16 protein-coding genes and 1 tRNA gene are annotated in these 19,385 nt (G+C 69.1%); 4 read left to right on the top strand and 13 right to left on the bottom strand.

What is annotated here, in order from left to right:
• Nucleotides 1-137: 137 nt before the first annotated feature.
• From J4H85_RS04650 to galU, 7 genes are all read right to left on the bottom strand, one after another.
• The gene (locus tag J4H85_RS04650) at nt 138-1,124 is read right to left on the bottom strand and encodes a zinc-binding dehydrogenase (protein ID WP_208237402.1); all 987 of its coding nucleotides are present in this window, start codon (nt 1,122-1,124) and stop codon (nt 138-140) included.
• A gap of 7 nt (nt 1,125-1,131) precedes the next feature.
• Nucleotides 1,132-1,554, bottom strand: coding sequence for an organic hydroperoxide resistance protein (locus J4H85_RS04645; RefSeq protein WP_208237219.1), 423 nt, complete (start codon nt 1,552-1,554; stop codon nt 1,132-1,134).
• A gap of 29 nt (nt 1,555-1,583) precedes the next feature.
• Nucleotides 1,584-2,099, bottom strand: a complete 516-nt coding sequence (locus J4H85_RS04640) for a MarR family winged helix-turn-helix transcriptional regulator (protein WP_372440184.1) — start codon at nt 2,097-2,099, stop codon at nt 1,584-1,586.
• A 131-nt stretch (nt 2,100-2,230) separates the two neighbouring features.
• Nucleotides 2,231-2,306 (bottom strand) — tRNA-Ala (locus J4H85_RS04635).
• 52 nt (nt 2,307-2,358) lie between these two features.
• Complete coding sequence (locus J4H85_RS04630) at nt 2,359-3,423, bottom strand: hypothetical protein (RefSeq protein ID WP_208237217.1); 1,065 nt, start codon at nt 3,421-3,423, stop codon at nt 2,359-2,361.
• A 72-nt stretch (nt 3,424-3,495) separates the two neighbouring features.
• The gene (locus tag J4H85_RS04625) at nt 3,496-4,116 is read right to left on the bottom strand and encodes a GNAT family N-acetyltransferase (RefSeq protein WP_208237216.1); all 621 of its coding nucleotides are present in this window, start codon (nt 4,114-4,116) and stop codon (nt 3,496-3,498) included.
• Between the two features lie 11 nt (nt 4,117-4,127).
• Nucleotides 4,128-5,057 carry a UTP--glucose-1-phosphate uridylyltransferase GalU gene (gene galU / locus J4H85_RS04620; protein WP_208237214.1) on the bottom strand — a complete coding sequence of 310 codons (930 nt, stop codon included), beginning with the start codon at nt 5,055-5,057 and terminating at the stop codon, nt 4,128-4,130.
• 76 nt (nt 5,058-5,133) lie between these two features.
• Between galU and J4H85_RS04615 the strand changes: the two genes are divergently transcribed.
• Genes J4H85_RS04615 through mscL form a run of 3 tightly spaced genes read left to right on the top strand, consistent with a single transcriptional unit; the run spans nt 5,134 to nt 6,540 of the window.
• Nucleotides 5,134-5,721, top strand: coding sequence for a 5-formyltetrahydrofolate cyclo-ligase (locus J4H85_RS04615; RefSeq protein WP_208237212.1), 588 nt, complete (start codon nt 5,134-5,136; stop codon nt 5,719-5,721).
• A gap of 21 nt (nt 5,722-5,742) precedes the next feature.
• The gene (locus J4H85_RS04610) at nt 5,743-6,003 is read left to right on the top strand and encodes an FmdB family zinc ribbon protein (protein WP_208237210.1); all 261 of its coding nucleotides are present in this window, start codon (nt 5,743-5,745) and stop codon (nt 6,001-6,003) included.
• A 39-nt stretch (nt 6,004-6,042) separates the two neighbouring features.
• Nucleotides 6,043-6,540, top strand: coding sequence for a large conductance mechanosensitive channel protein MscL (gene mscL, locus J4H85_RS04605; RefSeq protein WP_208237208.1), 498 nt, complete (start codon nt 6,043-6,045; stop codon nt 6,538-6,540).
• A gap of 251 nt (nt 6,541-6,791) precedes the next feature.
• On the opposite strand, the gene J4H85_RS04600 is transcribed toward mscL, so the two are convergent.
• The 5 genes from J4H85_RS04600 to J4H85_RS04580 form a co-directional block, all read right to left on the bottom strand.
• A complete protein-coding gene (locus J4H85_RS04600) occupies nt 6,792-10,727 on the bottom strand; it encodes an AAA family ATPase (RefSeq protein ID WP_307863408.1) in 3,936 nt (1,311 codons plus the stop codon).
• Between the two features lie 39 nt (nt 10,728-10,766).
• Nucleotides 10,767-12,134: a uracil-xanthine permease family protein gene (locus J4H85_RS04595; RefSeq protein ID WP_208237206.1), complete on the bottom strand. Its 1,368-nt coding sequence runs from the start codon at nt 12,132-12,134 to the stop codon at nt 10,767-10,769.
• 97 nt (nt 12,135-12,231) lie between these two features.
• Nucleotides 12,232-13,572 carry a M18 family aminopeptidase gene (locus J4H85_RS04590; protein ID WP_243893320.1) on the bottom strand — a complete coding sequence of 447 codons (1,341 nt, stop codon included), beginning with the start codon at nt 13,570-13,572 and terminating at the stop codon, nt 12,232-12,234.
• Entirely contained in the window at nt 13,569-15,968 is a 2,400-nt protein-coding gene (locus J4H85_RS04585) for a bifunctional alpha,alpha-trehalose-phosphate synthase (UDP-forming)/trehalose-phosphatase (RefSeq protein ID WP_208237205.1), read from the bottom strand. The genes J4H85_RS04590 and J4H85_RS04585 overlap by 4 nt, the downstream gene beginning before the upstream one ends.
• A gap of 40 nt (nt 15,969-16,008) precedes the next feature.
• Nucleotides 16,009-17,550, bottom strand: a complete 1,542-nt coding sequence (locus J4H85_RS04580) for a leucyl aminopeptidase family protein (RefSeq protein ID WP_208237203.1) — start codon at nt 17,548-17,550, stop codon at nt 16,009-16,011.
• A gap of 146 nt (nt 17,551-17,696) precedes the next feature.
• On the opposite strand from J4H85_RS04580, the gene J4H85_RS04575 reads away from it, so the two are divergent.
• Nucleotides 17,697-18,746: an LLM class flavin-dependent oxidoreductase gene (locus J4H85_RS04575; protein WP_208237201.1), complete on the top strand. Its 1,050-nt coding sequence runs from the start codon at nt 17,697-17,699 to the stop codon at nt 18,744-18,746.
• Between the two features lie 192 nt (nt 18,747-18,938).
• Here J4H85_RS04575 and J4H85_RS04570 read toward each other — a convergent pair whose 3' ends face one another.
• The gene (locus J4H85_RS04570) at nt 18,939-19,250 is read right to left on the bottom strand and encodes a hypothetical protein (RefSeq protein ID WP_208237199.1); all 312 of its coding nucleotides are present in this window, start codon (nt 19,248-19,250) and stop codon (nt 18,939-18,941) included.
• Nucleotides 19,251-19,385: the final 135 nt, after the last annotated feature.

The raw sequence follows: 19,385 nt of genomic DNA, 5'->3' as shown, positions 1-19,385 counted from the left end.
GGGGGTTGCTGGTGGGTCGGGTCCTCCCCCGGGCGTCGCGGGTCGGCGCCCCCCCCCCCTCCCGCATTCGGGTTCGGATCGTCACCGCGCCTGCCCTCGGTGACCACCCTCGTGAGCACCGTGCTGGTGCCCGCGGATCACTGATCCGAGAACCGCAGCAGCACCTTCCCGTCTCGCGAGCTCTGCGCGTCGGGCGAGACCGCCGTGCGCACGTCGTCGGCGTCGTAGACCGCCGCGACCGGGAGCGTGATGGCGCCGGACGCGACGGCGTTCAGCAGCTCACCGAAGAGCGCCGACTTCTTGTCGTCGTTCATCTCCTGGCTGACTTTGCTGCCCCAGAAGCCGATGACCCGGATGCTGCGGAAGATCACGGCACCCGAACTGATCTCCATGTTCGAGGCCGCCATCGCGCCGAATACGACGAGTGTCGCTTCTTCGGCGAGCAGCGAGACGACGTCGTTGGTGGCCGCGCCCCCGGCGGAATCCACGCCGACGACGATCGGAGCGCCACCCGTGAGGGTCGCCACCTGATCCCGCCAGTCGTCGTCGGACGTCGACACGACGTTCGCGATGCCGTGCGCCGCGAGGTCGTCGCGCGCGCCGGCCCGACGAACGAGGCTCAGCACGTGCACGCCTCGCGAGGCGGCGAGCTGCGCGAGCAGGCGGCCGACGGCGCCGTTCGCGGCGTTCTGTACGATCCACTGCCCGCGCTCGACCTGCAGGAAGTCGAGGAGAGCGATGGCGCTGAAGGGCATCGACACGAGCTGGGCGGCACTCTCATCGGGGAAGGCGTCGGGAACGGGGATCAGCCCGGCCGCGTCGACCACCGCGAAGTCGGCCCACGTACCGAACGATGAGCCGGAGACCACGCGCTGGCCCACCTCGAGCGAGTCGACGCCCTCGCCCAGGGCGTCGACGCGTCCGACGACCTCTGTGCCGGCCGGCGCCGGGAGTTCGGGCTTGAATCCATAGGTGCCCCGAATCGTCCAGAGATCATGATTGTGGATCGTCGCCAAGGTGATGCGCAGCCGCACCTGGCCGGGACCCGGCTCCGGGATCGGGCGTTCGCGAACGTCGAGCACATCGACCGGTTCGCCGAACGTGTCGTGCATGACCGCGCGCATGATGTGCTCAGTCATCGCTGACCGCCAGCGTGACCTCGATGTTGCCGCGCGTCGCGTTCGAGTAGGGGCACACCTGGTGAGCGGCCTCCACGAGGGCCTGCGCCTCGCCGTGCGGCAGGTTCGGAATGATGACCTCGAGGTGCACGGCGAGCTGGAATCCGCCCTCGCCGTTCGACCCGATGCTCACCCGGGCGCCGACCGAGGTGTTCTCGATCTTCACCTGCTGCGACCGCGCCACCGACTGGAGTGCGGAGTGGAAGCAGGCCGAGTAGCCGGCCGCGAAGAGCTGCTCCGGGTTCGCCCCGTCGCCGCTGCCGCCCATCGCTTTCGGGATCGCGAGGTCCATGTCGACACGACCGTCGGTCGTGGTCACGTGGCCGTCGCGACCGGCGCCGGTCGCCAGCGCCTCGGTACTGTACAGAGCTTCCATGGGGTATCCGTTTCTCTCGGGGTGCACGATTACACCGTTGAGGCGCGTCCGCTGGTGGCGGCCGCGTCTTCCGTCGCCTGCTCGAGCGAGCGGGTGAGGAGCTTGAGTGAGCCGATGAGTTCGGCGAGGTCGTCCGCATCACGAGACTCGACGAGCTCGCGGAATGCGTCGGGCACGTGTGCCAGTTCGGTGCGCAGCGCGAGTCCGTCTGCGGTCGACGCGATGTGGACGACGCGCTCGTCCTCACGATCCCGGACGCGCGTCACGTACCCCGCATCCTCGAGTCGACGCAGCAGCGGCGACAGTGTTCCGGAGTCGAGGTGCATCGCACGTCCGAGGGACGAGACCGTCTGGTCGCCGTCGTTCCACAGCACGACCATGACGAGGTACTGCGGGTACGTCAGGTTCCACGGCGCGAGGAACGCACGATAGGCGCGGGTCGCCGCGCGCGCAGCCGCGTACAGACCGAAGCACACCATGCCGTCGGTCACGCTCGTCGGCGCCTCCACGGATCGCGTGCCGTCAGCCTTTCGCTCATCGCTCACAATTGAATTGTGCACAACCTATCTGGGTATCGGCTGACATCGGAGGCACCGTGATACGCACGAGGCGCGTGGCACCGGCCCGCCGAACGAGGACTGAACGCACGGGGGAAACCAACGGCAGAGTGTCGAACTGGTGGATCTAGGCGGAATCGAACCGCCGACCTCTTCATTGCGAACGAAGCGCTCTACCAACTGAGCTATAGACCCGTAACGAAGAGCCAGCCTAGCAGGCGGTCTCTTCGAGAATGAAATCGCCCGATCACCCTGCGTTTCGACGGCGCTGGAGCAGCGCGTTCAGATCGGGCATGCCCTCGGACGTGTCGCCCACCACCCCCATCTGGCGCAGGCGCGCCGCGGCGGCGAGCTGCTGCGCACGCGCGGCTTCCTGAGCCGGGGTCAGCGCCCGAGCCGCAGGTCGCTCGGGGGCTTCCGGCACCTGAGCCGCAGGCGCCGCAGGTGCCGTGCGCGCCGCGCGCACCGCCGGCTCAGCGGCGGACGTCTCCTGGCGCTCCTGCTGGCGCGCCTGGCGACGCGCCTCCTCGAGCAGCATCGAATCGGGCTGATTGGTGCGCGTCGCGGGCTTCTCGGCTCGAGCGCGAGCGAGTGCGCGAGCTCGAGCGATCCGCGCCGCTGCGGCCTGCTGAGCAGCCGCATGCGCCGCGCTGCTCGCGGGCGACTCCGCTCCGGCCTCGTGAACGTCTGCGATCTCGGACTCGAGCGCGGACGAGGCGTCCGCCACGGTCTGCACCGCTTCGGGAACGGGCAACGGCGCAACCTTGGCGCGCCCCGGAGCCATGAGCAGGAGTCCGGCGAACGCCGCGCATCCCACGAGCGCCGACCACCCGAGCACCGCCGCACCACTGCCCGCGATGGCCAGCCCGGCGCCCACGAGCACGCCGATCACACCCATGAGCGTCGCGAGCGCCGCGATGGAACGCAGGCGACGCACCGTCGGCCGCCGCAGCTTCGCCGCCCGGAGGGTGGCCCGATGCTTCCGCTGCATGTCCTGCGCGTGAATCTCTGCTCGCACTTCCTCCGCCTTCGCTTCTGCCAGGTGCGCCCGTCGCTCGGCTTCTTCCCGTCGCTGAGCCGCGCGCAGCATCTTCTCGTGCTGCAGCGCTTCCTTCGCCGTCGCCTCGGCGTGGACCTCGTGCGGCACCTCCGAGGTCTCCGCGAGCACGCGCAGCGTGCGCTGCAGTCGCAGCGCGTTCCGCTCGGCGGCACGGAACTCGCGACGCCGCACCCACGCGGGCACGAGCACCGCCGACCACAGGAGCGCCGCGACGACGAAAAGGAGTCCGCCCCCGAGTGCACTGCCTGTCATGCGGATCACTGTACGTTTCGCCGGGGGCGGAATGCTCGCGGCTCGCCGGTCTCCCGGGGAATACTGTCGGTCTCAGTCGGAGCCGCGCTGCCGCAGCCGCGCGACGAGCCCGGCGGGGACCTCTTCGCGTGTCACGGCGAACGCATCGTGGTCGCGCCAGGCGCCATTGATATGGATGTACGCCGCGCGCCGCCCCTCGTACCGCAGCGCGAGCTTCTCGACGACCCTGAGCGAGGCATGATTCTCGGGACGGATGCAGATCTCGACCCGGTGCAGCCCGAGCTGCTGGAACAGATAGTCGATCGCAAGCGCGACGGCGATCGGGGTGATCCCGCGCCCCGCCACGTGTTCGGACACCCAGTACCCGAGCTGCGCCGAGCACAGCGCGCCCCCGCTGATCTCGGACACGCTGAGCTGACCGACGACCTCATCGCCGAGCACGACGACGAACGGAACGCCTGCCCCGATCTTCATCAGTCCCCGCATCGCGCGGATCGTGGGCTTCATCGAGACGGAGCCGGGCGTAGCCCCGCCGCCGGCGGGGCGCGTCGCTTCCCACTCCTCCAACCAGTGCCGATTGTCGCGCAGCAGCCGCTCGAGGTGCGGTGCGTCCCGCATGCGCAACGGGCGCAGTGCGACATCGCCGTCCTGCAGCGGTTCTGGAGTCGGGATCGGCCCGGCGAGCGGTGCCATGCGAGCTGCGGTCAGGAACCGTTCGTGCGCGCACGCAGCTGCTCGGCGAAGTCGAGCACCCACGAGGTGATCTCGTCGCCGAGCTCATCGTGATCGACGCCGAGGAGCACGTTCGCCTTGATCCAGTCCGCACGGTCTCCGGTGTCGTAGCGGCGGCCGCGGAACACCACACCGTACACCGGGGACTCCCCCTGCCCTTCGGCGAGATGGTTCAGCGCGTCCGTGAGCTGGATCTCCCCGCCGCGGCCCGGCTCCAGCCCGTCGAGGATGTCGAAGATCTCGGGGCGGAGCACGTACCGGCCGATGACGGCGAGGTTCGACGGGGCCTCCTCGCGGGAGGGCTTCTCGACCAGACCGGTCACCTTCACGACGTCGGCGTCGTCGGTCTCCTCGACCACGGCGCACCCGTAGAGGTGGATCGACTCCCACGGCACCTCCATGAGCGCGATCACGGTCGCACCCCGGGAGTCGTGCTCGGCGATCATACGATCCAGCAGCGGATCCCGCGCGTCGATGAGGTCGTCACCGAGCAGCACGGCGAACGACTCGTCACCCACGTGACGGCGTGCGCGACCGACTGCGTGGCCGAGCCCCTGCGGCTGTCCCTGGCGCAGGAAGTGCACCTCTGCGATCTCGCTCGACTCCTGCACCTTGCTGAGCTTGCTCTCGTCGCCCTTCCGCTCGAGGGTCAGCTCGAGCTCGGGGACGCCGTCGAAGTGGTTGGACAGGTTGCCCTTGTTGCGCCCGGTGATGATGAGCACGTCGTCGAGACCGGCGCCCGCCGCCTCCTCGACCACGTACTGGATCGCCGGCTTGTCGACGATCGGCAGCATCTCCTTCGGCATCGCCTTCGTGGCGGGCAGGAATCGCGTTCCGAGTCCGGCCGCAGGGATGACCGCCTTTGTCACGCCTGAGGACCGGGTATTCTGCAGCTCAGTCATAGGTGAAGCTTATCGCTTCGCCGGCGAGCACGGCGACCGCAGCCCGCCCCCTGGCAGCGGCGCGTAGACTTGCCGTATGGCCGACATCGACCACCAGAAGCACGAGATACGCGTCCGAGTCCGTGAGCAGCGCGCACAGCGCCCAGCCGCGGAACGCGACGCCACCGGAGCGGGGTTCACCGAGCAGCTCATCGCCCTCTGCGAGAGCCGTGGCCCGAAGACCGTCTCCTGCTACGTCTCGATCGACGGCGAGCCCGACACGAGCGGGTTCCTCTCGTGGGCCGCGGAGAACGGCATCGACGTTCTGCTGCCCGTTACCCGAGCCGACGGCCTCATGGATTGGGTCCTGCCGAGCGGCGAAGGGTTCGTGCCCGGACCGTACGGGATCCCGGAGCCGCTCGGCGAGGTGGTCAGCCCCATGGCCGTCGGCGAGGCCGGACTCATGATCGTCCCAGCCTGCTCGATCGACCGCACCGGGGTGCGGCTCGGCTGGGGTGGCGGGTACTTCGACAAGACCCTCGGCTCCATGGACAAGCGTCCGCCCGTCTTCGCGGTCGTGTACGCCGACGAGTTCGTCGAATCGCTCCCCTCCGACGTGCACGACATTCCGGTCACGGGCGTCGTAACCCCGCAGCAGATCACCTATCTCGACCTTTCGGACTGATTCCACGCTAAAATCTGGCTCGTGCCTAAGTATGAGTATCGTTGCACCCAGTGCGACCACACGTTCGACGTCTACCAGACGTTCTCCGACTCCGCGCTCAGCGAGTGCCCCGAGTGCGGAGGCGCGCTGCGGAAGGTGTTCGGTTCCCTCGGCGTGACGTTCCAGGGGTCGGGTTTCTACCGGAACGATTCCCGTCAGTCGGCGCAGTCGAACTCGTCCTCGGGTTCTGAGTCATCCGGTTCGAAGTCCGGCGCTTCCTCCGGATCGTCCTCCTCGGACTAGGACGCGGCGCACCCACCCCACACCCCGAAAGAGGCTGAAATGTTCCAAGGTTTCAAGGCATTCCTGCTGCGCGGCAATGTGATCGACCTCGCGGTCGCCGTCGTCATCGGCGCCGCGTTCAACACCATCGTCGACCGCATCGTCTCTTCGCTGATCGACCCGATCATCGGCATGGTCTTCATGGCCGACTCCTTGGACACGGCGCTCGTGGTCGACCTGCCGGGAGGCGGGCAGCTGGCATTCGGTGCAGTCATCGGCGCGCTGATCAACTTCGTCATCATCGCCGCCGTGGTCTACTTCGTCTTCGTGCTTCCGATGAACAAGCTGCGCGATCGCGTCGCGCCGCCGGCCGCGGAGACCACCCCGAGCGAGCAGGAGCTGCTCGCCGAGATCCGAGACCTGATGCGCGCTCAGGCGGCTCGCGTCGAGATCGATACGACGGACCGCCCCGCGGATGGCACGCACGCCGTCCCGACGTCGAACGACAGCACCCCGAACGAGGTCTCGGCGGACGACACTCCGCGCCACGGCGCCTGACCCGGCGGCTTCCGGGAGCGGCTTACCCCCAGTGCGGGGGCCGCTCCTGCGCCAGACGCGCGTCGTTCTCGCCCCGGACGCGCCGGGAGCGGGGCGCGCTGCCATCTCCCCACGCGCCTGGCGCGTCCTCGGACGCGCGCGCGGTCAGCGGGTGATCTGACGGATTCGGATCGACGGACTCCGCTGCCGGCCGCGACGCCCTCCGCGATCCCGGACGACGTGCGGCCGAGGATTCGTCGGTCACGACGTGCTCACTGCTCACGCGGCGGCACCAGTGTGCCGGTCCCGTACTCCTCGGTCTCCTGCTCCGCCGAGCCGTAGCCGACGATGCGGGCGATCCGAAGCGCGACCTCATCGGGGTCGGCGAAGAGATCGAAGCTCTGCACCCGGTGGTAGTGCCAACCGAGACGACGCAGCACGGCGGGTCGCAGCCGTAGGGCCTCGCGCAGACTCACGCCCGAGGCGAAGTCGAGGTCGACGGCGATCGCGCGCTCGCCGAGCGAGGCGGCCAGCGGGATCGCGCCGCGGTAGTCGAGCGCGACCGTGAGCCCCAGCTTCTCGAGCCGGTCGGCCAGCTCGCCGAGCATCGGATCGCGTTCCGCGGGCAGATCGGGCGGCTGGATCTCAGGATTCTCCATCGAGAGCAGCTCGGCGAGCTCGACGACGCCGTGCTTGAGGCGGTTCTGATCCAGGTCTCCCGGACGGAAGCAGCTCACGATCGTCATCGCCCGTCGCGCACGAGTCATCGCCACGGCGAGCATCCGCTCCCCGCCCGGGCGTCCGAGGGCGCCGAAGTTCGAGAGCACGCGTCCGTGCGGTGTGCGACCGTAGCCGATCGAGAAGATCACCCGGTCGCGGCTCTGCGCCGTCGCCTGCTCGAGCGTGAGCACCGTGAACGGCTCCGCGCGGTCGCCCAGCAGAAACTCGCGATACTCGGGGAACCGCGCGAAGGTCTGGAGGACCGCCTGGTAGACACGCACCGCGTGCTTCGCGCTCGCGGTGATCACCATGAGCGACTCCGACGGGCGGTCGGCGGCGTGCCGCAACACGAGTTGCACCACGCGCTCGACCTCGGCATCGGTGCTCTCCACCGCTCCCGTGTGCTGGTCCGGCAGCCCCTGGCCGCCGCGCACGAACTCATGGGTGATGCTCGAGTGCCCCAGGAACGTGCCCGCCCAGGGCAGCGACGTGATCTCACCGTCGTAGAAGCGCGAGTTGACGAGGTTCGTGAGGTCCTCACCCCCCGCGCGGTAGCTGCGCGTCAGCGCGAGCTCGGGCAGGACGCGCCTGAGCTTCGCGTAGGCCGACCTCCGGTGCAGGTCCTCGGCGGGCTCCGCGGCGGCCGATGCCTCATCCCGCGGATGCGTCACCGCGATCTCGAAGGGCGACGGGGTCTGCGTCACGGTGTCGCCGAACGCGACGACCTGCTCGGCGCGACGAATCGCCCCGACGTTCTCGACGAAGGTCGTCGCACCGGCGTCCACGAGCAGGACCGCGTCGAACCGCATGTCGGCGGGGAGCTGCGCCACCTCGTAGGGCGACATCGCCCAGACGGGGGCGAGCACGCGCAGCAGGTTCGGCGCGCGGTGCGCGAGGAGGTCGACCGTCGCGTTGCCCGAGCGCAGCGCGTCGCGGAGCGCCAGCGCCTCCTGCTTATCGTCGAGCACGGACACGCGCCAGGCATCGGCCAACTGCGCCGCGAGGAGGGCGCCGTTCGCGCCGGCGTGGGCGTCGTCGACGAGCCGGAAATCGGCCTCGAGGCGCTCGATCACACCGGTGTTCGCGCTGAGCAGCGCCGAATTGGTCTGCAGCATCCGCTCGAGCGCCGACTGCCACCAGGCGAGTTCGAGTTCGCCCGACACCCGTTCGGCAGGCACGTGGCGGGCGGAGAGGTCGTCGAGCAGCGGCTCGAGGTGCGCCTCGCGCAGCCGCTCCACGATGGCGGTGCGCTCCTGAATGTTCTGCAGCACCTCGGACTCACGCGCGAGGTCCGTGGTACGCCGAGCGAGCGCCGAGAGCGACAGGTTCTTCATGCGGCGCGAGTCGGCTGAGACGTTGAGGATCCGGTCGAGCTCGTCGAGATCCTGATACGCCTTCTGGAAGGCCGTCACGACATCGGCGATACCGACGGGCACCTCGGGTCGCGCCCCCACGACCGTCGTATAGCGCTGCCACAGCACCCGCTGCTGCTGGATCTGCACGAGTCGCTCATACATGTCCGCGACATGCACGCCTGGCCGCACGTACTCCCGCGCGAGCTTCTTCAATCGGCGACGATTCGCGTTCGACATCTCTTCGCCGCCCCGCGGCGCGTTCGCGGCGATGACCTCGTTGAGCGAGCGGTCGTAGACCTCGGGCACGAAGCGGTCGAGCGTCTCCCGGACTCCCATGAGCAGCCGCAAGTACACGCCGAGTTCGGAGATCGTCTCATAGGGGCGCATCGAGGTCTGCTCGATCACGTCGTTCGCGATGGAGACGAGGCGCGGCAGCTGCGATTCGGCCAGGTCGACCGCGAGCGCGTACGCGGCCTTCGCCTGCTCAGTCGTCGAGAAGCTCACGCCGTACCAGGGCGAGTCCTCCGGTCCGAACTGGAACTGGCCGAGGCGCGCGACCTCGGTGAGCTGCTCGGCGACCGCCGAACGGTCGAGCGTGAGGTGCCCGAGCGCGTGGTCGTCGAAGCGCACCGTCGTCGATGGGGCATCATCGGAGAGCACGAGGCGAGTGAGCGCCCGCAGCGCCTCCGTCGGCGAGACGCCGTACCGCTCGTCCGCGCGATCCATCGCCTGCTGGTAGTCGAGCAGCACCTTGCGGAGTCGCACGAGCGCATCGTCGACGTCGCGCATCTGCTCGGCCTGCGCCGCTTCGTTGCGCCCGATCGCCTCGACCAGGTGCCGGCGGAGCACCCGCGGTGAGACCGAGAGACCGCGGAGGCCGACCCGGGTCAGGCGATGCGAGATGCCGTCGAGCGTCGCCCGTCGCGGGGAGACGACGAGCACCCGCTTCCCGGCGCGCACGAGGCCGCCGATCGCATTCACGACCGTCTGCGTGCCGCCGGTTCCCGGCAGCGTGCGCACGACGAGGGAGTGCCCCGCCTCGATCTGCGCGATGACGTCATCCTGTTCGGCGTCGGCGTCGTACAGGTTGCGATCCGTATCGGTCGAACGCGTGTTGGGGTCGGGCGCCGTCACGGGGCGGTACGAGGATCGCAGCTGCGACCGCGCACTCTCGTCACCGCAGACGGCGCGCAGCACCGTCGTGTCGAGGTCGCGCGCGTCCTCGAGCGTGCGCTGCGCGATGCTGTGGAAGGTCGACACGACCAGCCGCGGCTGCACCGTGAACCCGGGAACGCCCGCAGCCATCTGCCGCAGGCGGTCGATCACCGGCTGCGGCTTGAAGACGCCCTCCGACTGCGAGAGCTCGACGAGCATGCGCGAGTCCACCCGGATGCCGAACTGCCGACGCAGCGCGGCCACCAGCTCGGGGTTCACCGTGGGGTTCTGCTTGAGCTTCAGCTCGAAGTCGCGCCCGTAGCGCCGGATCGCGAGCGGTCGCAGCAGCACGGGGGCGCAGAAGTCTTCGCCCTCGAAGCTCCACTTCGCCATGCCGATCGCGAGGTGCACCGTCTCGAGTCCGCGCACCGAGCGCATCTCGATCGACTTGTCGGTGACGCGGCCGGCGGCGAAACGGGCCTGACGCAGTGCGAGATCATCGCGGATCAGCGCGGACAGATGAATCTTCTGGCCGGTGATGAACTGCGGCAGCCCGCCGGGATGCGTCGTCGACAGCTCGATCCGATTCGCCGGTCCATCGTCGAAGAACAGCAACGGACTGCGCCCGCCGAGCTGCGCGAGCTCGGCCCGCCACTGCGCGAACTCGGCGTCGAAGGCGGCGGTGGCGTCAGCGGCGCCTGCCCCCTGCGTCGACGCCGCGGAGGCGTCGGCGGAGCCTGCGGAGACGTCCGCTGGCGGCGTGACGGGCGCGCCCGATCCGGTCGTCCCGGCTCCGCGCTCACCGCTCGCGGCGCCCGCGAACGGCGTCACGGGACGCGTCGGCTGCGCCTCCGTCACGTTCAGGTCTTCGGCGTCGGGACCCGACCCGGCCTGACGCGCAGAACCGGCAGCAGCGCCCGCTGACGGGGCGTCGTTCTCGCCACTCGTCTTTCCGCCGGACCGCCGGCGCCGCTCCACACTCCACACATCGCCAACCCTAAGCGGTGGCTCTGGAATTCACCCGAACCGCTGCGGAGTTTCGCGCGCTTCACCGCCGCCCGTCACCACGGGGTCCGCGAGTTCGGGCTCGCCGCCCCCGCGCAGTCGCGCGACCAGGCTCATGCCGTGGTAGACGGCGATCGCCGCGATCGTGCCGAGGGCGATGCCGTTGAAGACGACGGTGCCGAGTTCGAGCACGAAGTCGGCGATGCCGACGATGAGGGCGACCGCGGCCGTGAACTGGTTGATCGGCTTGCTGAAGTCGACACGGTTGTCGATCCAGATCTTCACGCCGATGAGACCGATCAGGCCGTACAGGGCAACGGTGACCCCGGCCAGCACGCCCGCGGGGATCGTGTTGATGACCGCGCCGATCTTCGGCGAGAAGCTCAGCAGGATCGCGATCGCCCCCGCCACCCAGTACGCCGCCGTCGAGTAGACCCGCGTCGCGGCCATGACCCCGATGTTCTCACCGTACGTGGTCGTTCCCGATCCGCCGCCGAATCCGGCGAGGATCGTCGAGACGCCGTCGGCGAGGAGAGCGCGCCCGGTCACGGGGTCGAGATCGCGGTCGATCATGAGGCCGACGCTCTTCACGTGGCCGACGTTCTCGGCGATGAGCACCAGGACCACGGGCAGGAAGGCGGGCAGCAGCCCCCAGAGCGTGGGGTCCCCGAACGGGTTGCCGACCGCATGGAAGTCGGGGAGTCCGACCCAGGACGCGTCGCGGACCGGGGCGAAGTCGACCTCTCCCATGCCGATCGCGGCGACGTAGCCCACAGCGACGCCGAGCACGATCGACAGGCGTCCGATGAGCCCGCGGAAGAGCACGGTGATGAGTAGCATCGCGCCCAACGTGACGAGAGCGACCCACCCCGAGAGTTCCGTGGCGTTCCAGTTGTTCTTCACGGCCGGCGCGAGGTTGAATCCGATGAGGGCGACGATGGCACCCATGACGACGGGCGGCATGAGGGCGTTGATCCAGCCCGTGCCCCACTGGTTGACGACGATGCCGACGATCGCCATGAGGATCCCGATCGCCAGGATGCCGAAGGAGGCCCGGGCGAGGCCCTCAGGCCCGCTGTCTGCGCCGGCGGTCGCGGCGGTGATCGGTGCGATGAAGGCGAACGACGAGCCGAGGTAACTCGGCAGGCGGTTGCCGGTGATCAGCAGGAAGAGCAGTGTGCCGAGCCCCGAGAAGAAGAGCGTGGCGGTGGGGCTGAACCCCGTGATGAGCGGCACCAGGAACGTCGCCCCGAACATCGCCACCACGTGCTGCGAGCCGAACCCGATGGTGCGGGGCCAGGCCATCCGCTCCTCCGGAAGCACGACCGCGTCGGGCGCCACCCGCTTTCCGTCTCCGTGCAGCTTCCAGGGCAGGGACATGTCGTTCTCCTCGCGATCGTGCGGTCCCCGTCGACACCCGGATCGGCGCCGCGCGGCCAACGTCAGAGTCTAGTCGCCCCGCGAGGCTCGCCGACGCTCACTCCCCCGAGAAGAAGGCCGCCGTCACCCGCGCGAGCCCGTGCAGGTCGTCGATGTGCGCGAGTTCGCGGGCCGAGTGCATGGACAGCAGGGGCACCCCCACGTCGACGGTACGGATGCCGAGTCGGGTCGCGGTGAGCGGCCCGATCGTCGACCCGCACGGCACCGTATTGTTGGACACGAACTCCTGCCCGGAGACGCCGGACGCGTCGCACAGGCGGCGCCACAGCGCGGCACCGTGCGCGTCCGTCGCGTACCGCTGATTCGCGTTGATCTTCAGGATCGGCCCGGCGCCCGGCCGGGGCCGCACCCGCGGATCGTGCTTCTCGGGGTAGTTGGGGTGCGCTGCGTGACCCGCATCGGCCGACAGGCACCAGGACTCGGCGAAGGCGCGCGCCGCAGCGTCGACGGCTTCGCGCGCATCGAGATCCGATGTGAGACCTGAGCGGAGTCGGGTCAGTACGTCGGCGAGGAGCGGCCCGCTGGCCCCGGAGCGGGTCTCCGACCCGAGCTCCTCGTGATCGAACGCCGCGAGCACCGACACGGTGCCGGGCGCCGGCTCCGTCGCCGTCAGCGCGACGAGACCGGCCGCCAGCGAACTCAGATTGTCGAGCCGTCCCGAGGCGAGCAGCTCGCGATTCGCGCCGATCCTGGCGGGCGGCTGCGTGTCGCTCAGGCGCACATCGATTCCGGCGATGTCGACGGTGGCGACGCCGGCTCCGCGCGCCAGCAGTTCGACGATGGAGGGCGTGTCGATGCCGTTCACGTCGGGCGCCGCGACGCCGATGATGGGCTGCACGTGCCGCTGCCGGTCCAGGGCGAGGCCCGAATTCACGTCGCGGTCGAGGTGGATGGCGAGCTGCGGGATGCGCGCCACCGGCCCCGTACGGGTCAGGTGCTCCATGCCGTCGGTCGTGACCAGGCGTCCGGCGAACTCGAGATCACGGTCGAGCCAGGAGTTCAGCAGCGGTCCGCCGTAAATCTCGACGCCGGCCTGCGCCCACCCCTCGGCACTGAAGTCGGGCTGCGGCTTCAGTGCGAAGCCGGGCGAGTCGGTGTGGCATCCGAGCACGCGGACGGGACTGTCGGGCGCGAGGTCCGCTCCGGCTCGCCACGCGATGAGCGCACCGTCGCGAATGATGAAGGCGCCCTCGCCTGCTGCGGGTGCCGGCCAGGGCGACCCCTCTTCGAGAAAGGCGAACCCGGAGGCGACGAGCACTTCCGCGGCTGTCAGCACCGCGTGATACGAACTCGGCGACGCTTCGACGAACCCGGAGAGGAACGCGGCGTAGTCGCCGCGATCCTCGAGGGCGAAGGAGGATTCGCTTCGTGGCATCATTCGGCTGTCTCCTGTCTCGGCATCCGCAAGGTGCCCGTCTCGGTCTCTTCGATCGCGGTGGAGTCGGATCCGATCGTGACTCCGGTGCGCAGTTCCGCGAGCCGGGCGAGGATCGCCGCGACGCCCTCCGGATCGTCGACGCGGTACTCGGCGACCGACTCGGCCGAACCGACGCGCACGCCGAGGTCGCCGGGTCCGAGCGTGCGCATGGCGTCCTCGTCCGTGACGTCGTCGCCGACGAACAGCACCGGCGCCTCCGGCAGGGCCTCCCGGATCTGCCGCAGCACGGTGCCCTTGTCTGCGGCGCGCACCGAGAATTCGAGCACCTGCTTGCCGCTTCGGGTGCGCACCTTCGGGCCCTTCGGGTCCAGTGTCTTCACCTCGGCGACGAGGTCGAGCAGGAGCCGCTCGGCGGCTTGCGGGTCCTCGGCCTGTCGCACGTGCACTGCGCTGCCGAGCGGCTTCTCCTCGAGCCACGCGCCTGGAACCGAGCGGACGCGACGGGAGAGCAGTGCGCGCAGGTAGTTGAGCTGCTGCCGTTCAGCCGCGGACGGCGGCGCCGGCTTGACCGCGTCGGGCAGCCCCATGAGCTCGGCGCCGTGCGAACCGGCGACGACGCGGCCTTCGGTCCGGATTCCCGTCGCGGCGAGGCTCTCCACCGCGCGGCCGGAGATGAGGGCGATCGAGACGCCGGGCGAGTCCTGCAGCACCGACAGCGCCTGTTCCGCTCGCTGCAGGATCCGCGCGTCCTCGGGACGCGAGACGATCGGGGCGAGCGTCCCGTCGAAGTCGCACGCGATGGTGAGCTGCTGCTCGGCGGCCAGTCGACGGAGCACCGCATCGATGCCGGTGGGAAGGAAGATCGGTGTCGTCAGCGTCGCGTTCTCGCCGTCGTCCGAGCCGGTGGTGAGTTCTCCGCGACTCTCGGCGGCGGTCTCCACGGCCCGGAGGAAGGCTTCGGACCAACGGGCCACGTTGTTGCGGAACACCACGCGTCGCATGGTCCGCATCCGCTGACGCTGTTCCGCCTCGGGCATGCGCAGCGCCGTGGTGAACGCCGCTTTCATGCCGTCGATGTCGTGCGGGTTCACGAGCAGCGCGCGTCGCAGTTCGTCGGCGGCGCCGGCGAACTCGCTGAGCACGAGCACCCCCTGCTCGTCCGTGCGGCAGGCGGCGTATTCCTTTGCAACGAGGTTCATGCCGTCGCGCAGCGCGGTCACCGCGAGCACATCTGCGGCGACGTAGAGTGCGGCCATCTCATCGCGCGGGAACCCGCGATGCAGGTAGGTGACGGGGCTGTGCGCGATCGTGCCGAAGTCGCCGTTGATACGGCTGACCGTGACTTCGATCTCATTGCGCAGCTGCTGGTAGGCCTCAACACGCTCGCGGCTCGGGCTGGCGACCTGGATGAGTGTGACGTCGCCGGCACCGAAGTCGCCGTCGCGCAGCAGCTCGGAGAACGCTTTGAGCCGGTGCCTGATCCCCTTGGTGTAGTCGAGGCGATCGACGCCGAGGATGATGCGGTCGGGGTTGCCGAGCTCTCGGCGGATCTCACGCGCCCGCTCCTGCACCTCGTCGGACTGCGCGAGTTCGGCGAAGGACTGCGCGTCGATCGAGATCGGGAACTCCTGCGCGAGTACGCGGCGCTCGGGCAGCGCGCGCTTGCCCCCGGCGGCCGGCCGTTCGGGCAGCATGATCATGTTGCCGTTCGACGGGTTGCCGACGTAGCGCCGCACCGCCGACCGGAAGTTCGCGGCGTCGGCGACGCGCTGGAACCCGATCACGTCGGCGCCCAGGAGCCCGTTGAGCACCTGCTTGCGCCAGGGAAGCTGCCCGAACAGTCCATTCGACGGGAACGGGATGTGCAGGAAGAACGCGATGACGAGGTCGGGCCGCATCTCGCGGAGCATGCCAGGCACGAGCTGCAACTGGTAATCGTGGACCCAGACGGTCGCCCCCTTCGCGGCGACCTTCGCCGACGCTTCGGCGAACCGGCGGTTGACGCTCACGTAGCGGTCCCACCACTCGCGGTGGTAGCCGGGAGGGGAGATGACGTCGTGGTAGAGCGGCCAGATCGTGTCGTTCGAGAAGCCCTCGTAGTATTCGGCGAACTCCACCGCGTCGAGCGCGATGGGACGGAGGTCGGTCTCGCCGATGCGGAACGGATCGAGTGCTTCATCGATGCTGCCGGGCCAGCCCACCCAGACGCACCCCAGGTCGCGCACCACGGGTTCCATGGCGGTGACGAGGCCGCCCGGCGAGGTGCGCCAGGCGACCGTGCCGTCGGGCTCGGTCACCCGGTCGACGGGGAGCCGGTTCGAGACGACCACGAAGTCGTGCGTGCCGCTGCGAGGGGCCTCGGCCCCCGATTCGGTGGCGGATGTGTCCTGACTCATCGTTCCCTCCTCGCAGCGGCGCACCGCGCCACTTCCGGCCTTACTCTACTTCGGTCGACGGCTTCTCGAATGCCGTCGCGAACTCTGCCAGCAGGCGTGCACCGAACCCCGTGGACCCGGTGGAGCGCCACAGGTCATCGGACTCCGATTGCATGGTGCCGGCGATGTCGAGGTGCCCCCAAGGGATGCCGTCGACGAACTCGTTGAGGAAGAGCCCCGCGAGGATCGCGCCGGCGTACTGGCCGCCGATGTTCGAGAGGTCCGCGACGTTCGACTTCAGCTGGTCGCGGTACCGGTGGTCGAGCGGCAGACGCCAGGTGGACTCGTCGGTGGCGTCGGCCGCGGCGAGCAGCTGGTCAGAGACGTCGTCGTTGTTCGCGAGCATCGCCGCGGTCCGGGTGCCGAGCGCCGCCTGCGCCGCGCCGGTGAGTGTGGCGATGTCGACGATCGCATCGGGTCGATGCGCCTCCTCGGTCGCGAGCACCAGGCCGTCGGCCATCACCAGGCGACCCTCGGCATCCGTGTTCTTGACCTCGACGGTGGTGCCGCCGCGAATCGTGAGCACGTCGCCGAGCTTGGTGGCGCTGCCAGACGGCATGTTGTCAGTGCACATGAGCCAGCCGGTGACCGCGGTCTGCGCGCCGAGATCGCGCAGCGCCGTCATCGATGAGAACACGCCGGCGGCGCCCATCATGTCGAACTTCATCGCAGCGTGCATCGCGTTCGACGGCTTCAGGCTGATGCCGCCCGAATCGTACATGATGCCCTTGCCGATGAGCGCGAGGTGCGCGGTGTCGTCACTTGCGGACTCGGGGCGGTAGGAGATCTTGATCATGCGCGGCTCTTCGGTGCTGCCGGCGTTCACTCCGAGCAGACCACCGGTGCCGAGGTCCATGAGCTGCTGACGGTCGAACACCTCGACCTCGAGGCCGAAGCGCGGGGCGAGTGCGGAGATGACCTCGGCGAACTTCACTGCGCTCAGGTGACGCGGGGGCGTGTTCGCGAGGTCGCGCGACAGGCTGGCGGTGCGCGCGAGCACGAGGCCGCGTTCGACGCCGGCCCGGGCCGCCTCGGTGGCATTCTCGGAGACCTCGAGTGCGAGCGAGTCGAGCACCACCGTCTTCGGATCGCTCTTCAGCGCGTCGTACCGGTAGCGTGCGAGCACCGCCCCCTCGACTGCGGCCTGCGCGGCGGCACCGGCGTCGATGCCGGTGGCGACCGCCTCGGTGAGATCCACTGTGAGCGCCCCGACCTCTGCGGCGGCGCGGGTGAAGGCGGCAACGGCGTCGCGCAGCTTCGCGGCTGTCGAGATCGGCTGATCCCCCGTGCCGACGAGCACGCGCAGCGGTGCACCCGGCACCTTCAGCGTCTGGTTCGCCGACGCCGTGAACCCGGCTGCGGCGAGCGCCTCGCGGGTCAGACCGCCGTCGGTGAGCGCTGCGGGGAGGTCGCCTTCCGATCCGACGAAGACCGCGGCGGCGGAGTCGGCGGAGCTGCGGCCTCCGGCGGCGGCGACGGTGACGTCGATGGAGCGCGAGAGGGAGGGAACGGGATCGAACGAAGCATCAATCACAACTGTCATGACCCCACCCTACCGACCCGCACCGTCATCCGTTCGGGCGCATGAATCGATGGCCGCCCAGGTCGCTCGAGACCCGGTCACCCGGTGTCCAGCGGGACCAGATATATTCATGGGAATAGAACTTTCACGCAAGCGTTGGAGTCACCATGAGAGCTTTTGGATTCTTGTCCTTCGGACACTACGCAGCCGTCCCGGGCAGCGCGACCCGCACCGCGGGCGACATGCTGCGGCAGACGGTGGAGATCGCCGAGGGCGCCGATGAACTCGGCGTCAACGGCGCGTACGTGCGGGTGCACCATTTCGCCAGGCAGGCCGCGTCGCCCATCCCGCTGCTCACCGCGATGGCCGCTCGCACGCGGCGCATCGAGGTCGGCACCGGTGTCATCGACATGCGCTACGAGAACCCGCTGTACTTCGCGGAGGAGGCGGCGGCGCTCGACTATCTCGCCGACGGCCGGATCGCCCTCGGCGTGAGCCGGGGATCCCCCGAGACCGCACTGCGCGGCTATGAGGCGTTCGGCTACACGGGTTCGGCCGATCCGCGAGGCGCGGACATCGCGCGCGATCACTTCTCGCGGTTCATGGAGGCGATTGCCGGCGAAACGGTCGTCGACAGCGACCCGCAGATGGGACCGGCGGGTCGCCTCGCGATCGAGCCCCGCTCCCCCGGACTGCGCGACCGCATCTGGTGGGGTGCGGGATCCATCGACACCGCCGAATGGACCGGCCGCCAGGGCCTGAACCTCATGAGCTCGACATTGCTCACCGAGGCGACTGGCGAACCGCTCGACGTGCTGCAGGCCAGGCAGATCGAGCAGTTCCGCACCGCGTACCGCGACGCCGGTCACACCGGCGCACCGCGCGTCTCGGTGAGCCGCAGCGTCTTCCCGATCACCACCGAGCAGGACGAAATGTACTTCGGCCTGCGCGACCGGAGTTCGCAGGACCAGATCGGCATCATCGACGGGTTCCGCTCCACCTTCGGCAAGACCTACGCCGACACCCCTGATCGCCTCATCGAGCAGCTGCAGCAGGACGCGGCGGTGCAGTCGGCGGACACCCTCATGCTGACGATCCCGAACCAATTGGGTAGTGCTTATTGTGTACATATCTTGGAGTCATTCGCCAAGTACGTTGCGCCTTCGTTGGGGTGGAAGCCGAACACCGAAGGGCCAGTCCGGGGCTACGCAATCTAACGCGCTGATTGACACGAGTCGCGTCGACATAGGCGGAACCTGCATCACCGTATGAGGCTCACGCCTACGATCAGCGAGCGCGCAAAAAAAGAAGGGCGGCGGGTGTTTCCACCTGCCGCCCTTACTTGTTGATTCATTCGTTCAGCCACGGTATGCGTGCCTGGTGCGTGCACTGGGCTTCCACCCGACCAATCAGCGCAGATTGGACCTCCCCTGCGGCAGTCTTTCCAGCAGTTCTTCCCCGATCAGGCACTCCCACGAGTCCCGGAACTTGAAGCGCATTTGGTCCAGGAGAGCCAAGTCATACACCTTTGTCTTCAATGGCCGGTTCTCGCGCCAAACTCCCTGCGTGATCGTGGGGTGAATGAAGTAGCGGCGCGCTCCAGGCTTCCCCGGAACTCGCTCATCGAAGCCGAACATGGCTTCTGGACCAACAACAGCCCGCACTCTGGCAACAGCCTCCTCGCCAGCAGACTCCCACCCCAAAAACATGCCCTCGTTCATGCGAGAACAGTACGCCGCACCACCGACAATCGGCGCGGATAGAACCTCGCAACGTAGGCGACAGCCTACGAGCCTCAACTTTCTGGGCCGCACATTCGTGCACCCGGAGCCTGCGAGCGTAAGAGGCTCGCACCT

Source organism: Leucobacter tardus (assembly GCF_017583045.1).
Lineage (GTDB): Bacteria > Actinomycetota > Actinomycetes > Actinomycetales > Microbacteriaceae > Leucobacter > Leucobacter tardus.
Note: the sequence above shows the minus strand (reverse complement) of the source record. Positions and strands in the feature narration are given on the sequence as shown.